Origin of the sequence: Bradyrhizobium sp. ISRA430 (genome assembly GCF_029909975.1) — a bacterium.
GTDB lineage: Bacteria > Pseudomonadota > Alphaproteobacteria > Rhizobiales > Xanthobacteraceae > Bradyrhizobium.
Window position 1 is genome coordinate 3047308 of record NZ_CP094516.1, and the last position, 15914, is coordinate 3063221.

At 65.6% G+C, this 15914-nt stretch carries 14 protein-coding genes; 9 read left to right on the forward strand and 5 right to left on the reverse strand.

Annotation, left to right across the window (positions count from 1 at the left end; all coding sequences use genetic code 11):
- The first annotated feature begins 103 nt into the window (after positions 1-103).
- Both MTX21_RS14805 and MTX21_RS14810 read left to right on the forward strand, forming a co-directional pair.
- Positions 104-1852: a hypothetical protein gene (locus MTX21_RS14805; RefSeq protein ID WP_280965538.1), complete on the forward strand. Its 1749-nt coding sequence runs from the start codon at positions 104-106 to the stop codon at positions 1850-1852.
- A 72-nt stretch (positions 1853-1924) separates the two neighbouring features.
- Positions 1925-2215 (forward strand): TonB-dependent receptor plug domain-containing protein, encoded by a 291-nt coding sequence (locus tag MTX21_RS14810; RefSeq protein WP_280965539.1) that lies wholly within the window; start codon positions 1925-1927, stop codon positions 2213-2215.
- A 58-nt stretch (positions 2216-2273) separates the two neighbouring features.
- On the opposite strand, the gene hutU is transcribed toward MTX21_RS14810, so the two are convergent.
- Genes hutU through hutI form a run of 3 tightly spaced genes read right to left on the reverse strand, consistent with a single transcriptional unit; the run spans position 2274 to position 6737 of the window.
- Positions 2274-3944, reverse strand: a complete 1671-nt coding sequence (hutU, locus tag MTX21_RS14815) for a urocanate hydratase (RefSeq protein ID WP_280965540.1) — start codon at positions 3942-3944, stop codon at positions 2274-2276.
- A gap of 10 nt (positions 3945-3954) precedes the next feature.
- Positions 3955-5526 carry a histidine ammonia-lyase gene (gene hutH / locus MTX21_RS14820; protein WP_280965541.1) on the reverse strand — a complete coding sequence of 524 codons (1572 nt, stop codon included), beginning with the start codon at positions 5524-5526 and terminating at the stop codon, positions 3955-3957.
- Positions 5523-6737: an imidazolonepropionase gene (gene hutI, locus MTX21_RS14825; protein ID WP_280965542.1), complete on the reverse strand. Its 1215-nt coding sequence runs from the start codon at positions 6735-6737 to the stop codon at positions 5523-5525. The genes hutH and hutI overlap by 4 nt, the downstream gene beginning before the upstream one ends.
- A gap of 84 nt (positions 6738-6821) precedes the next feature.
- Here hutI and MTX21_RS14830 point away from each other — a divergent pair, with 84 nt between their 5' ends.
- From MTX21_RS14830 to MTX21_RS14855, 6 genes are all read left to right on the forward strand, one after another.
- The gene (locus MTX21_RS14830) at positions 6822-8180 is read left to right on the forward strand and encodes a formimidoylglutamate deiminase (protein ID WP_280965543.1); all 1359 of its coding nucleotides are present in this window, start codon (positions 6822-6824) and stop codon (positions 8178-8180) included.
- Positions 8177-8905 carry a histidine utilization repressor gene (hutC, locus tag MTX21_RS14835; protein ID WP_280965544.1) on the forward strand — a complete coding sequence of 243 codons (729 nt, stop codon included), beginning with the start codon at positions 8177-8179 and terminating at the stop codon, positions 8903-8905. The genes MTX21_RS14830 and hutC overlap by 4 nt, the downstream gene beginning before the upstream one ends.
- 114 nt (positions 8906-9019) lie before the next feature.
- Positions 9020-9985, forward strand: coding sequence for an ABC transporter substrate-binding protein (locus tag MTX21_RS14840; protein WP_280965545.1), 966 nt, complete (start codon positions 9020-9022; stop codon positions 9983-9985).
- Positions 9986-10064: 79 nt separating this feature from the next.
- Positions 10065-10838 carry an ABC transporter permease gene (locus tag MTX21_RS14845; protein WP_280971055.1) on the forward strand — a complete coding sequence of 258 codons (774 nt, stop codon included), beginning with the start codon at positions 10065-10067 and terminating at the stop codon, positions 10836-10838.
- On the forward strand, positions 10835-11620 hold the full coding sequence (locus MTX21_RS14850) for an ABC transporter ATP-binding protein (protein WP_280965546.1): 786 nt from the start codon (positions 10835-10837) through the stop codon (positions 11618-11620). The genes MTX21_RS14845 and MTX21_RS14850 overlap by 4 nt, the downstream gene beginning before the upstream one ends.
- On the forward strand, positions 11613-12845 hold the full coding sequence (locus MTX21_RS14855) for a Zn-dependent hydrolase (RefSeq protein ID WP_280965547.1): 1233 nt from the start codon (positions 11613-11615) through the stop codon (positions 12843-12845). The genes MTX21_RS14850 and MTX21_RS14855 overlap by 8 nt, the downstream gene beginning before the upstream one ends.
- Before the next feature lie 239 nt (positions 12846-13084).
- On the opposite strand, the gene MTX21_RS14860 is transcribed toward MTX21_RS14855, so the two are convergent.
- Positions 13085-13546, reverse strand: a complete 462-nt coding sequence (locus MTX21_RS14860) for a hypothetical protein (protein WP_280965548.1) — start codon at positions 13544-13546, stop codon at positions 13085-13087.
- A 398-nt stretch (positions 13547-13944) separates the two neighbouring features.
- Between MTX21_RS14860 and MTX21_RS14865 the strand changes: the two genes are divergently transcribed.
- Positions 13945-14871, forward strand: coding sequence for a catalase family peroxidase (locus MTX21_RS14865; RefSeq protein WP_280965549.1), 927 nt, complete (start codon positions 13945-13947; stop codon positions 14869-14871).
- A gap of 15 nt (positions 14872-14886) precedes the next feature.
- On the opposite strand, the gene MTX21_RS14870 is transcribed toward MTX21_RS14865, so the two are convergent.
- Positions 14887-15819 (reverse strand): AraC family transcriptional regulator, encoded by a 933-nt coding sequence (locus MTX21_RS14870; RefSeq protein ID WP_280965550.1) that lies wholly within the window; start codon positions 15817-15819, stop codon positions 14887-14889.
- Positions 15820-15914 lie beyond the last annotated feature (95 nt).

Sequence of the window (15914 nt, forward strand, 5' to 3'; positions counted from 1 at the left end):
CAATCGGGCCGCATCCATTGACATCGACGTGACGACCGGGGCAATTTTCGCTTTGCTGGCGAATCAGCATGTCTCATGCCGGGTACCTCTTGGACAATTTCCAGTGCTTTCGAGACTGATAGCGTTGCTGCGCCGCCTTCCTGCGGTGCAATGGGCGTTCGGCAGGCTTCGGCCTTCGCCGCAGGTCGATGCCGCGAGCATCGCGCCGGTCGCTCTGGAACCCCCTCCGGCCGCTGTTGTCGATAGCACGGAAGCTTCTCCGGCGGCTTGCACTGAGGCCGGCATCGGCAGCGAGCCATCTCACGACATCATCACAGAGGTCGCCCCGATTGCCGTGGAGAGCGAGACGATCGCGGATCTCGCGGAAGAGCCTTCGGAAGGCCGCCCCGATGTCGGCACTGTCTCATCCTGCACCACGCTTGCGGACGTCGAGCCGGTCATCGCAAATGACGCTCCGGTCCTCGTTGTCGATAGCTCGGACCACTCCGATGCGCCGGTCATCAGCATCGCCGGCGATCCAGGCCCCAGCGGCGCGGAGGAGGTCGAGCCGGTCGCCGCGGACGGACCAGCTATTCTTGAGGTCACCGAGAGCTCGCCGGGAACCCCGGCAGATATTGTCGGCGATGGGTCACTCGGCAGCAGGGCCGCTGACGTCGAGCCGGTCACGCTAGACGCCTCTGCGGTCACCCCAACTGTGCTCCCGAAAGATCTTCAGGCCGATCGTCCGGATGTCAGCATCGACTACGACACCGCAGAGATCGAGGCTGTCACGGTCGAAAGCACGCCGGCCGCCATCGTTGAAGCAGCGGAGGCTTCTCCGGCGGCTTGCACCGAAGCCGGCATCGGCAGCGAGCCGTCTCACGATATCTCCCCAGATGTCACGCGGGTTGCCGTGGAGAGCGCGACGATCGCGGATCTTGCGGAAGAGCCTTCTCAAGGCGGCCCCGATGCCGGCACTGACTCATCCTGCACCATGCTTGCGGACGTCGGGCCGGTCATCGCAGATGACGCTCCGGTCGTCGTTGTCGATAGCTCGGGCCAATCCGATGCACCGGAGGTCAGCACCGCCGGCGATCCAAGCCACGGCGACACTGTGGATGTTGGGCCGGTCGCCGCGGATGAACCAGCCATTGTCGAGGTCGCCGAGGTTGAATCTATTGCGGCAGACGTGTCTCCAGCCGCGCCGGTCGGGCACGCGGAAGATCGTCCTGACGAGAGCGCAGAGGGCGCGCCGGAGGCGTTGACGGATATTTCCGGTGACGCGCCATCCAGCAGCACGGTCGCCGACGGCGAGCCTGTCATGGTAGACGCCTCTGCGGCCGCCCCGATCGATCTTGCCGAAACTGCTCCGGTCGATTGTCCTGAGGGCAGCATCAGCAGCGACACCGCTGCCAGCAAGGCCGTAACCGTCGAAAGTGCTCCAACCGCATTGGCCGACGCGGCTGAGACCTCCGACGAGCCGGTCGCGGTTGTCACCTCTCCTTCGGCGGAAAGCCGCGATGTTCCGAAGGCCCCGGTCAAAGCCGCAGAGCCCGTTGATCGCGCCACGCTGATCCGGCGGCGTTGGGCGGAAACCGGGATAAGGATGTGGAACCCGCGGCTGCATGGCACCGGCGAGGCCGCGCTGAACATTCAGGGGCGCATCGAGCTGTTGCCGCCTGCGCCCGGCGAGACGATGCCGCGCTACGACAAGCTCGAATTCAGGATGCTCGGCGGACAGATCGTCTGCGAGGGCGTCATTGTCGAGGCGCCCGTGCATTCGGGCCAGCGCAGCTTCACCGTGCTCGCCGAACGGCGCCATGCCGAGCGTGCGCGCGAAGCAAGCGCGGGACGTCAGGCCGTGCTGGCCTGATCCTTTGACGTGCAACCGCCCCCCGCGATGTGGTAGGCTGACATCCCGACATGGAGGTCGCTGGGAGGTCGCATGCCCGCCAAGCTTCTGCGAACGATCGTGATCGCGGCCGTGTGCGTCTCACATGCGGCCTTCGCCGCTTCGGCCGAACGGCCGCGCTATGTGACGGCCTCGAAACCGGCGTCTTCCGTTGATCCGGCAGCACCTTACAAGGCAAATCAACTGTCGTCGTCGCGCAGCGAGACGATCCTGAAAACGCCCGGGCAGACCACTGTGCTCACGCGACAGGTCCTCGACGACATGAATGCGACGAGCCTGAGGGATGCCATGCGCTCGACCGCGGGCGTGACGGTCGGGCGATAGCGCGTATTCCTCCTGCGTCATGCGCAAAACCAGCACGTGCTGAAGCGCAGAGCCGCGACTACCTCGCCAGGCTCGGCAGGTCGAGCCCGTTGGCGTGGGCGCAGTCGATCGCGGTGTCGTAGCCCGCATCGGCATGGCGCATGACGCCGGTGGCGGGGTCGTTCCACAGCACGCGTTCGATCCGCTTTGCCGCCTCCGGCGTGCCGTCGGCGACGATCACCATGCCGGCGTGCTGAGAATAGCCGATGCCGACGCCGCCGCCGTGATGCAGCGAGACCCAGGTCGCGCCGCTCGCGCAATTCAAGAGCGCGTTGAGCAAAGGCCAGTCGGACACCGCGTCCGATCCGTCGCGCATCGCCTCGGTCTCCCGGTTGGGGCTGGCCACCGAACCACTGTCGAGATGATCGCGGCCGATCACGACCGGCGCCTTGAGCTCGCCGCGCGCCACCATCTCGTTGAAGGCAAGGCCGAGCCGGTGGCGGTCGCCGAGCCCGACCCAACAGATCCGCGCCGGCAAGCCCTGAAACTTGATGCGGGATTTCGCCATGTCGAGCCAGTTGTGCAGATGCTTGTCGTGCGGCATCAGCTCTTTCACCTTGGCGTCAGTCTTGAAGATGTCCTCGGGATCGCCCGACAGCGCCGCCCAGCGGAATGGACCCACGCCGCGGCAGAACAGCGGGCGGATATAGGCGGGAACGAAGCCGGGGAAATCAAACGCGTTCTTCAGGCCCATGTCCTGCGCCATCTGGCGAATGTTGTTGCCATAGTCGAGCGTCGGGATGCCCTGCGCGTGGAAATCCAGCATGGCCTGGACGTGATCGACCATCGAGGTCTTTGAGGCGCGCTCGACCGCCTTGGGATCGGAGGTGCGCTTGGCCTCCCATTCGGCGAGCGTCCAGCCCTTCGGCAAGTAGCCGTTGATCGGATCATGTGCACTGGTCTGATCGGTCACGATGTCGGGCTTGACGCCGCGGCGCACCAACTCCGGAAAGATCTCCGCGGCATTGCCGAGCAGACCGACCGAGACGGGAGTCTTGGTTGTCGTCGCTTCCGCCATGATCGCCAGCGCCTCGTCGAGCGTCGCGGCCTGACGATCGAGATAGCCGGTGCGCAGCCGCATCTCGATGCGGCTCGGCTGGCATTCGACCGCGAGCAGCGAGGCGCCGGCCATGGTGGCAGCCAGCGGCTGCGCGCCGCCCATGCCGCCGAGGCCGGCGGTGAGGATCCACTTTCCCGCGAGGCTGCCACCATAGTGGCGACGGCCGACCTCGACGAAGGTTTCGTAGGTGCCCTGCACGATGCCCTGGCTGCCGATATAGATCCACGAACCCGCCGTCATCTGGCCGAACATCATCAGACCCTGACGATCAAGCTCGTTAAAATGATCGAGCGTCGCCCAGTGCGGAACGATATTCGAGTTCGCGATCAGAACGCGCGGCGCATCCGCATGGGTACGGAAGATGCCGACCGGCTTGCCGGATTGGACCAGCAAGGTCTGGTCGCCTTCGAGCTTGCGCAGCGAAGCCGTGATCCGATCAAAGCTCTCCCAGTCGCGCGCCGCGCGGCCAATGCCGCCATAGACGACGAGCTCGCTTGGCCGCTCCGCCACGTCCGGATCGAGATTGTTCATGAGCATGCGCAGCGGCGCTTCCGTCAGCCAGCTCTTGGCGCTGATGTCGCCGCCGCGGGGGGCGCGAATGATGCGGTCATTGTCCAGTCGGCGGTTCATGAAGACCTCTTTAGCCAAGTCTCGAGTCAAGTCTCGGAAACGGATCGGTTGAAAGCATTGAGAGCGCGACGGCGGGCAGCGCATCGGCTTCGATCAGCGCGGCTGCGTTTGCGAGATCACCGGCCATGTAGCGGTCGGCACCGAGTGCGGGCACCTGTTCGCGAAGCGCAGCGATGACGGCGACGAGCGGCGCGCTCGTGGCATGCGGAGCGCGCAGCGTGATGCCCTGCGCGGCGACCAGGAGCTCGATGCCGAGGATGGAGGCAAGATTGTCCGCCATGTCGGAAAGGCGCCGCGCGGCATGCGCCGCCATCGAGACGTGATCTTCCTGGTTGGCGCTGGTCGGCGTCGAATCGATCGAGCAGGCGAGCGCGCGCTGCTTGTTCTCGGCATAGAGCGCGGCTGCCGTGACCTCGGCAATCATGAAACCGGAATTGAGACCGGGATCTGGCGTCAGGAACGGCGGCAGGCCGAAGTTGAGCGCGGGGTCGACCAGAGTCGCGATGCGTCGCTCGCTGATCGCGCCGGTCTCCGACAGCGCCAGCGCGATTGCGTCGGCAGCAAAGGCCACCGGCTCGGCGTGGAAATTGCCGCCGGAGACGATCTCGCCGGTCTCGACCAGCACAAGCGGATTGTCGGTGACGGCATTGGCCTCGACGATCAGGGTTCGCGCGGCCTGCGCGATCAGGTCGAGCGCAGCACCCGCGACCTGCGGCTGGCAGCGCAGGCAATAGGGATCCTGCACGCGCTCGTCGCCCTCGAGATGCGACAGCCTGATATCGCTGCCCTCAAGCAGTGCGGTCAGCGTTACCGCCGCGGCGATCTGCCCGGCATGGCCGCGCAATTGCTGGATTTCGGGGCGGAACGGCGCCGTCGACGCCATCGCCGCATCGACCGACAGCGCGCCGGTGACGAGCGCGGCGCGGGCGAGGCGATGCGCGCGCAGCACGCCCGAGATGGCGTAGGCGGTCGAGAACTGCGTGCCGTTGATCAGCGCGAGGCCCTCTTTGGGGCCGAGTGTCAACGGTGCGAGGCCCGCGGCGGCGAGTGCCTCGCCGCCGGGCACGGTCTTGCCGTCGACGATGGCCTCTCCCTCGCCGATCATGACGGCCGTCATGTGGGCGAGCGGCGCGAGGTCGCCGGAGGCGCCGACCGAACCCTGCTGCGGCACCAGCGGGTAGACGCGGCGCGCCAGCATTGCCTGCAACTGCTCGATCACCTCGCGGCGCACGCCGGAAGCACCGCGCCCGAGCGAAACGATCTTCAGCGCCATCATCAACCGCACGATCGGTTCAGGCGTTGCCGGCCCGACGCCGCAGCAGTGCGAGACGATGAGATTGCGCTGGAGCAGCACGGTCTGGTCCGGCGGAATCCGCTTCGACGCGAGCTTCCCGAAGCCGGTGTTGATGCCGTAGGTCGGCGTGGCGGCCTGCGCGGCCTTTGCGACGATCTCCGCCGCCGCCTCGACTCGCGGCCAGAACGACGGATCAAGAATGACGGAAGCGCCCGCGAGCACGCGTGCGAGATCGTCGAGGCCAACCGTTCCCGGCGCGACGATGATCGGTGCGCTCGCCTCCGTCACTGCCCCCTCCACACCCGCCGATGCAGCGGGTTGAAGCCGATGCGGTAGACCAGCTCGGCGGGACGCTCGATGTCCCAGATCGCGAGGTCGCACCATTTGCCGGCTTCGAGAGTGCCGGTTTCAGCGAGCATGCCCAGCGCGCGCGCGCCTTCACGCGTGACGCCGGCGAGGCACTCGGCCACCGTCATTCGGAATAGCGTCGCGCCCATGTTCATCGTGAGCAGCAGCGAGGTCAACGGCGAGCTGCCGGGATTGCAGTCGGTCGCAAGCGCCATGCTGACGCCGTGCTTGCGGAACATGTCGACCGGCGGCTTCTGCGTCTCGCGGATGAAATAGAAGGCGCCAGGCAGCAGCACAGCCACCGTGCCAGCCTTCGCCATCGACGCCACACCCGCCTCATCCGTGTGCTCGAGATGATCGGCCGAGAGCGCCGAAAATTTTGCAGCGAGTGCCGCGCCGCTGAGGTTCGACAATTGATCGGCGTGCAGCTTGACCGGAAGCCCAAGCGCCCGCGCTGCCTCGAACACCCGCGCAGTCTGCACACCGGAGAACGCAATGCCCTCCATGAAAGCATCGACGGCGTCGGCTAGACCCGCCTTCGCCACCGCGGGAAGCATCTCCTTGCAGACGAGATCGATGTAGCGGTCCTTGTCGCCATTGGCTTCAGGCGGCAACGCGTGCGCGCCGAGAAAGGACGTGCGGATCGCGACCGGCCGCACCCGGCCGAGGCTGCGCGCGGCCGCGAGCTGCCGCGTCTCGGTTTCGGTGTCGAGGCCGTAGCCGGACTTGATCTCAACGGTGGTTGCGCCCTCGCCGATCAGCGCATCGAGCCGCGGCAGCGCGCTCGCGACGAGATCGGCCTCGCTCGCCTTGCGCGTCGCGGCCACGGTGGAGACGATGCCGCCACCGGCGCGCGCGATCTCCTCGTAGCTCGCGCCCTTCAGGCGCAGCTCGAACTCGTGCGCGCGGTTGCCGCCATAGACGAGATGGGTGTGACAGTCGACGAGGCCTGGCGTGATCCAGCGACCCTCGCAATCGATGCGTTCGACCGCATCGGCATCCGCCGGGAAGTCCGCCTGCGCGCCGGCATAGACGATGCGGCCGCCGCGCGCGGCGATCAGGCTATGCTCCATCTCGCCGAGATCGGGATGGTCGGCCCGCATCGTGGCGAGCCGGGCGTTGTACCAGATCCGGTCGAAGCGCTCTGCCATGCGGTGGTCCCTCGCCCTGGGATGCTTGACATATATGTCTAGACATATAATCGTGGCGCGGTTCTGTCCAGCCGGCATGGAAACATGACACGACTGCATTTCGCCTCCGCGCTGCTGCCTTCGGGCTGGGCCAATGACGTGCAGGTGGTCGTCACCGCCGGCGCGATTGCCGCGGTGACTGCCGGCGTGGCGCCGGAGGCCAGCGACGAACGCCACCAAATCGCGCTTCCCGGGCTGGCGAGCCTGCACAGTCATGCGTTTCAGCGCGGCATGGCGGGATTGGCCGAGCTGCGCGGCGACTCGACCGATACGTTCTGGACCTGGCGCGAGACGATGTATCGCTTCGCGCTGGGGATGACGCCGGACGACGTCGCGGCTGTCGCGACGCTGCTTTATGTCGAGATGCTGGAACAGGGTTTTACCCGCGTCGGCGAATTCCATTACCTGCATCACGACCGCGACGGCGCGCCCTATGCCGACATCGCCGAGATGGCCACGCGCATTGCACAGGCTGCCGACACCTCCGGCATCGGGCTCACGCTGCTGCCGAGCTTCTATGCGCACGGCTCTTTTGGCGGCAGGGCGCCGCATGACGGGCAGCGCCGCTTCATCTGCTCGGTCGATCAGTTCGCCGCACTGATGGCTGCTTCGCGCAGGGCAATCAGCACATTGCCGGATGCCAATATCGGCATCGCGCCGCACAGTCTGCGCGCCGTGACGCCGGACGAGCTCGCGGCGATCATTCCGCTCGCAGACGGCGGTCCCGTGCATATTCATGCCGCCGAGCAGGTCAAGGAGGTCGAGGATTGCCTCGCCTGGTCGGACCGGCGGCCGGTGCAATGGCTGCTGGAGAACGCGCCCCTCGATCAACGCTGGTGCCTCATCCACGCGACCCACACCACGCCCGAGGAAGTCGCTGCGTTCGCCGGCACCGGCGCGGTTGCCGGCCTTTGCCCGGTGACCGAGGCAAGCCTCGGCGACGGCATCTTTCAGGCTCGCGAGTTCCTCGATGCCGGAGGCGTATTCGGTGTCGGCACCGATTCCAACGTGCTAGTGGGCGTCGCCGACGAGCTGCGTCAGCTCGAATACGGCCAGCGGCTGAGGCATCGCGAGCGCAACGTCCTCTCGGGCGGCGCGGGTCAATCGACGGGACGCGCCCTGTACGGCCACGCACTTGCGGGCGGCGCGCGGGCGCTGGCGCAGAAAACCGTCGGCCTCGCGCCGGGCGCGCGCGCCGACATCATCACGCTCGACGCCGAACATCCGTCGCTGGCGGGACGCCGCGGCGATGCCGTCATCGATGGCTGGATCTTTGCGGCCGGCACCGGTGCGATCGATTGCGTCTGGGCCGGCGGCAACAAGCTCGTCGAAAGCGGACGGCACAGGCTACGCGTCAAGGCACGGGAGCAATTCAGCGCAGCGGTGCGGAGGCTCCTCGCATGAGTCTCGCCACCAATGCTGCCGACAAGCCGACGCTCTACAAGCGGATCCGGGCCGACATCGAGAAGCGCATCCTGACCGGCGAATGGCCGCCCGGGCATCGTATCCCCTTCGAGCACCAGTTAATGGCGCGCTATGGCTGCTCGCGCATGACAGTGAACAAGGCACTGTCCGAGCTTGCGCAGGCCGACCTGATCGAGCGGCGGCGCCGCGCCGGCTCCTTCGTGCGCCGCCCGCAACACATGTCGGCCGTGCTCAAGATCGCCGACATCCGCGCCGAGATCACCGCACTCGGGCGCGCTTACGGCTACGAGCTGATCCATCGTAGCCAGCGCGCAGCAACCGCCGCCGATCGCGTCCGTCTGGGGGTCAAGAAGGCCGGCAAAGTGGTCGCGATCGCCTGCCGGCACAGCGCCGACAACGTGCCGTTTGCGGTCGAGGACAGGCTGATCGATCTTGCCTCCGTACCGGAGGCCGCGAGCGCGGACTTTGCACGCGAACCGCCCGGTTCGTGGCTGCTTCATCATGTCCCATGGACCGAAGCCGAGCACACGATCAGCGCCATTGTTGCGGATGATCGCACGGCGGAGGCGCTCGACATCGCCGTTGGCGCGCCCTGCCTGGTGATCGACCGCTATACGTGGCGCAGCGCACGTACCATCACCGCCGTGCGGCTGCTCTATCCCGGTGACTCTCACCGCCTTGTCGCCCGATTCCAGGGAGGCTGAGAGCAGGATGTCGGCACATTTCGTGCAACGCTTCGGGCAACGGTCCATGCGGACAGGACCGATATGAAGAGATCAACAGGACGTCAATCCATCGATTGCAAGAGGACCACAATCATGCGTAGTTCAAAACTATTCGCGACCATCATTGCTCTCGCGGTGTCCGGATCCGCGCTTGCGGTGTCCAGCCCGGCGCTCGCCGACGACGTCAAGGTCGGCGTCGGCATCTCCGGATGGACCGGCTTTGCGCCGCTGACGCTCGCCAAGGAGGCCGGCATCTTCAAGAAGAATGGCCTCGACGTGACGATCAAGAAGATCCCGCAGAAGGATCGCCACCTCGCTATCGCCTCCGGCGACGTCCAGTGCGCGGCAACCACCGTCGAGACCTGGATTTCGTGGAACGCCAACGGCGTCGCAACCAAGCAGATCTTCCAGCTCGACAAGAGCTTTGGCGCCGACGGCATGGCCGTGCGCAATGACGTCGCCGCGATCAAGGATCTGAAGGGCAAGACGGTTGCGGCTTCCGCGCCGGGCACCTCGCCCTATTTCGCGCTGGCCTGGATGCTCAAGAAGAACGGCCTTTCGGTGAAGGATGTCACCGTCGTCAACCTGGAGCCGGCCGCGGCTGCGCAAGCCTTCGTCTCCGGCCAGAACGATGCGGCGATGACCTATGAGCCGTATCTGTCGACCGTGCGCGCCGCGCCCGACAAGGGCAAGATCATCGCGACCACGCTCGACTATCCGATGGTCATGGACACCTTCGGCTGCACGCCGAAATTCCTGACCGACAATCCGAAGGCAGCCAAGGCGCTCGCCGACAGCTATTTCGAGGCGTTGGACATGATCGCCAAGGATCAGGCCAAGGCCTACGAGATCATGGGCGCCGACGTGAAGCAGAGCGGCGAGCAGTTCGGCAACTCGGCGAAGTATCTGCGCTGGCAGGACAAGGCCGCGAACCAGAAGTTCTTCGCCGGCGATTTCCTGACCTTCAACAAGGACGCCGCCGAGCTCCTGCTCGAGATCGGTATCATCAAGGCTGCGCCGAAGGTCGAGGACCTCTTCGACGCGAGCTACATCAAGTAAACTGCCTTGAGAGCTGCCGGTCCCGCTTCGCGGCGGGGCCGGCGCATGACTTAAGCTACCGGTTCGGATAGATCGTTTGATGCGTCCCCTGGATCCCGTGACATCGAAGCAGCGCGCGGCCTACGGCCTTGCGTTCTTCGTGCTGTTCGTTGCCCTCTGGTCGTGGGCGACGTTCGGCGGCCATGTATCGAAGACCTTCCTCGCCAACCCGTTGACCATGGTGCAGGAAGGTGTTGACCTGCTGACCCAGCATGGCTTCATGTTCGACATCGGCATGACTATCTGGCGCGTCGTCGGCGGGTTCGCGCTGGCCGCGATTCTCGCGGTGCCGCTTGGCGTACTGATGGGCGCCTACAAGCCGATCGAGGCGTTCCTCGAACCCTTCGTCTCGTTCGCGCGGTATCTTCCCGCCTCAGCCTTCATTCCGCTGCTGATCCTGTGGGCCGGCATCGGCGAATTGCAAAAGCTGCTCGTCATCTTCATCGGCTCGGTGTTCCAGGTCATCCTGATGGTGGCGGTGACCGTGGGCGCCACGCGGCGCGACCTGGTCGAGGCCGCCTACACGTTAGGGGCCAGCGACCGCGGCATCATCCGCCGCGTGCTGCTGCCCTCCTCCGCACCGGAGATCGCCGAGATCCTGCGGCTGGTGCTCGGCTGGGCCTGGACCTACGTCATCGTCGCCGAGCTGATCGGCTCGTCATCGGGCATCGGACACATGATCACCGACAGCCAGGCGCTGCTCAACACCGGCCAGATCATCTTCGGCATCATCGTCATCGGCCTGATCGGCCTCATCTCCGATTTCCTGTTCAAGGCGTTCAACGCCTGGCTGTTCCCGTGGAAGCTCGCATGACGACGCTGAAGATCGAGCAGGTCTCGCGAACCTTCCCCGCGCGCCACGGCAACGCCCCGACCAAGGCGCTGGAGCCGACCGATCTTGTGATCGGCAACAACGATTTCGTCACCATCCTCGGTCCCTCCGGCTGCGGGAAGTCCACGCTTCTTCGCATCGTTGCCGGGCTCGACCGCCCGACCAGCGGGCGCGTCACGCTCGACGGCCGCGAGGTAACCGGCCCCGGCGCCGATCGCGGCATGGTGTTCCAGTCCTACACGCTGTTCCCCTGGCTGACCGTGCGCGAAAACATCGCCTTCGGCCTGCGTGAGCGCGGCGTTCCGCTGAGCGAGCGCCACAGGATCGCGGACGCATTCATCCGCCGGGTCGGCCTCACCGGCTTCGAGAACCACTGGCCGAAGCAACTCTCGGGCGGCATGCAACAGCGCACGGCGATCGCGCGTGCGCTCGCCAATGATCCGAAGATCCTCTTGCTCGACGAGCCCTTCGGCGCGCTGGACAACCAGACCCGCGCGCTGATGCAGGAGATGCTGCTCGGGATTTGGGAGCGCGACCAGAAGACCGTGCTGTTCGTGACGCACGACATCGAGGAGGCGATCTTCCTCGGCAGCCGCGTCATCGTCATGAGCGCGCGTCCCGGCCGCATCAAGGCCGAGATTGCCGTGGACCTGCCGCATCCGCGCTCCTACAAGATCAAGACCACGCCGGAGTTCGTCCGGCTGAAGGAACGGCTGGTCGAAGAGATCCGCACCGAGGCGTTGAAGGTTGCCGAACATGCCTGAGACACAGTCGCGCGCCAATGGCGAACGCGTTCTCGCCGATCTCAACGCGCTGCGCGCCATCGGCGCCTACAAGACCGGCGTGCACAAGCCGACCTTCTCCGAGCCGCACAAGCAGTCGCTGGAATGGTTGATGCAGAAGCTGCCCGAGGCAGGCCTCACCGGCTCAATCGACGGCATCGGCAATGTCTTCGGCACCAGCGCAAGACTGGGACCGAAGCTGCTGGCGGGATCGCATCTGGAAAGCCAGAACTACGCCGGCTGGCTCGACGGGCCGCTCGGCGTCGTCTATGCGCTCGAAGCCGCGCGCGTGCTCAATTCTGATCCCTCGCTCAAGGGAGCGGTCGAGGTTGCCGCCTGGTGCGACGAGGAAGGACATTTCGGGCACTTCCTCGGCTCGCGCTCCTATGTCGGACAGGTGACCGAGGCCGACATCGACGTAGCGCGCGACCGCACCAGCGGCCGGACCATGCGCGAGGCGCTCGCCGACATGGGGCTTGCCGGACGCGCGCGTGTCGCCGCCGAGCCGGGGCGCCATGTCGGATATCTGGAGGCGCATATCGAGCAAGGCGACACGCTCGAAAGCGGACGGCTCGCGATCGGCGTCGTGACCTCCATCGTCGGTATCTGGCAGTACCGCATCGATTTCACCGGCGAGCAGAACCATGCCGGCACCACCCGCATGGCCGCGCGCAAGGACGCAGGGCTCGCGCTGGCAAAGTTCTGCGTGGCGATCGACGAACGCTTCCCGGCCGCATGCGGACCGCGCACCGTCTGGACCACCGGCCGCATCACGCTCGATCCGGGCGCGCCGAGCATCATTCCCGGCAGCGCCGAGATGCTGTTCCAGATCCGCGACGACAACCCGGCCGTGATTGCGCGGCTGGAAGAGCTGCTGCGCACGATGGCGGATGAGACCAACGCGAAAGGTCGCTGCACCGTGACGGTGGAGCGGATCCGCACCGGCGCCCCGGCCATGATGGATTCCCGCTTCCAGGAGGCGATCGAGGCGGCAAGCAGCGCGCTTGCGGACGGACGATCGCTCCGCATGCCCAGTGGCGCCGGCCATGATGCGCAGATGCTCGCGACCGTCATGCCCGCGGGCATGCTGTTCGTGCCGTCGATCGCCGGCATCAGCCACCATTGGACCGAAAATACCGCCGACGCCGATATCGTCACGGGCGCACAGGTCTTCGTCGAGGCCTGCCGGCGTATCCTCGGCGGCTAGATGACCTCCGTATTTCGGGAGCTTGCTCTCCCTCACGGGGCCAGCCTGACCTAGACCAAGAGACTAGGAGCCGAGCCTGTCGATCAGCCATCGCCGCGCATCCTTACCCAACGAAAGGATGGGAGGCTGCTGTGTTGCAGGAACAGGCCGACGGATTGGTCGCAGATCCGCCCGAACGCGCCTTGAATGACAAGGCGCGCTCCGGACGGCGCGACGAGGCCCGAACGCGAAAACCATGCTCACGTCTGAGTATCAACCTGGTTGGTACGGCCGGATGACGTCACCTGCTGCGCGGCATAGGCAGCCGCCGCGCTCGAGGCCGGCGAATATCTTGCGAAGGCTTCGGCGAGTTCCTCGGCAGTCTCGGTCAGCTCCTTCATGACGGCCAGATTATCCGTCGGTTGACCTCCGGAGGAGTGACGGACCTCGAAGGAGATCCCGTTCGGGAGGTCCACGTGGATCTTGTCCAATCCGACGACACCCGGCCCGTCGTCGTTGCCGGCGCCGGAGGCCCCGTTCGTCCCGTCGGTGCTCGTGGCCTGATGGCCGGAAGTATCCCGGCGCGCCAGCCTCTCCACGAAATCTTCAATGGTCTTGAGCGTGGCGCTGTCGAGACCGGCATTGCCGAAGCTGACGACTCCAATCGACATGCCATTGGGCAGATCTACCTTGATCGCGTCGTAAGGCGCATCGGCGTTCATGCCGGGCGCCAGCGTCGAGCCACTCTCTTGCGATCCTGTTGTCGACGTCGATTTCGTCTGACGGACGGAAGAAGGCCAGCTCACTGCGCTTCCGCCGGCGATGCTGCTGATGCTCATGCACGAACTCCACTGTGATTGCGAACGCTTAGGTAGCGAGCAACAGACGTGCCAATTCGGAGAGCCAGCACCGTCAATGGCTTATCGCGAATTGTGCGAGGCGCGCGCTTCACACCGGCAAACCCGTCTCGGCAAAAGCTGCCACACAGCTCGCACGCACTACGAAATTCCGGCGGCGCACGTCGAGCATGGTTAGGCAAAACGTGGCTGTTTCGGGAAAGACGACAGGCGCGCATGATGCCTACAACACACGTTGAAAAGCACAATCCCGAGGAGCCGCGATGTCTCAGCCCGCAAGCGGCGCAGCGACGCCTGCGTTGATTGTTGATACCCTGAAGGCGGTCGCCGGCAATCCGCCCAAGGTCCGCGCGAGCTTTGCCAAGGGCTGCTGCGTGCGCGGCACCTATACCCCGTCGGACCGCGCGGCTGAGGTCACGAGATCCCTGAGCTTCACGCGGCCATCGCGCGTGCTGGCCCGCTTCTCGGTCGGCGGCGGTAATCCCAAGGTGCCGGATACCAACAATCTCGTCCTGCGGGGCTTCAGCTTCAAGCTCGGCGACGACGCACATCGCTCGGACATTCTCGTGGAAAGCGCCCCGGTCCATTTTGCGAGGACGCTCGACCAGATGCTTGCCTTCCTCGAGGCCCGCATTCCGGGAGCCGACGGCAAGCCCGATATGGAGAAGGTCAAAGCCTTCTCCGCAGCCAACCCCGAAACGCTGAATCAGGCAAATTACATCGCCGCGCGTCGGCTGCCCGCAAGCTTTGCCGGAACAACCTATTGGGGCGTGCACGCGTTTCCCGCAACGAATGCGAGGGGAGAGACGCGCTTTATCAAGTTCAAGGTCATTCCCGTCGGCGGTGACGTGACCTTGACCGAGGACGAGGCCAGGACGAAATCCGCCGACTTCCTACGCTACGACCTCGAACGCCGGATCGCTGCCGGCGATGTCCGCTTCAACGTGATGGCTTTGCTCGGCCGTCCCGGCGATCCCACCATGGACGTGACCATGCGGTGGCCGGATGAGGACAATCGGGAAGAGATGCGGCTGGGTACGATCGTCATCACCGCCTTTGAGGCGGACGAGGCCTGCGACGCATCCATCTTCAACCCGGCGAATCTCGCCGACGGCATCGGCCAGCCACTGGACGAAATCTTCGCGGCGCGGCGCGCCGCCTACACCATTTCACTGGCAAAGCGTCGCTGACATTCCCCGGCGAGATCACGTCTCGCGACCCGGCGCGCCCTGCGTTTCGCGCCGCCACGCGCCCGGACTGACACCGACCAGCGCGGAGAACACCCGCGTAAAATGACTTTGATTGGCAAAGCCCGCCGATATCGCGATCTCCGACAGTGGCAGATCGCGTACGCTCATCAACTGCTTGGCGGCCTTCACGCGCTGCTGCAGCAGCCACTGGTGCGGCGGCAGTCCGGTGGAGATGCGAAATGCCCGCGAGAAATGGCTGACCGAGAGGCCAAGCTCGGCTGCGATCGCCTGCAACGTCAGCTTGCCGCCGAGATCTGACTCGAGCCTGTCGCAGGCGCGCCGCACCTGCCACGGCGCAAGACCGCCGCGGCTGGGTTCGGCCGCGCGCTGAAGTCCGCCATAGGTCTGCGCCACGTGTGCCGTCAGCGCGAACATCATATGGTCGATGAAAAGCTGGTTGGTCTCGTCCGGCCGGCGCAGCCCCTGCTGTAATGAAGCACCGATGTGGCGGACGATGGCGTCGTCATGCCCGATGCCAATCCGACAATCGAGCTCGTCCACGCGTGGCGCGCCGGACTGTTCCGCGATGCCGTCGAGCGCCGAGCGCGGAATGTAGAAGAACAGGGAGTGGAACGGCTTGTCGATCACGTAGCGCGGGTCGCGCTTGAGGTCGTACAGATAAGTCGTGCCCGCGTGGACGTTCGCCGTCATGATGCATTTGCCACGCTCCCAGAGCTCGCAGTCAGGGTAATTGTGGAGCTTCAGGCTGACGAGAAATGCGTCCTCGGCGGCGAGCGAGCCGGACAGACCCGGCACCGGATTGTCATTCCGCGTCTCGGTAACCGCAAGTTCGGTACTGCGCAGCGAACGCGTGACCAGCGAAGGCGGCGCCTCCTTGAGATGCAGGAACTGCCCGAGCTTCTGTCCGTAGGCGCCAGCCCGTGTCATCGATATATCCCTTCCGTGGAAGTCCAAGCGCAGGCCACAGCATCCTGCAACTCCAAGGAACCCATTATCGGGTATTCGCCCACCGCTGTCCACGG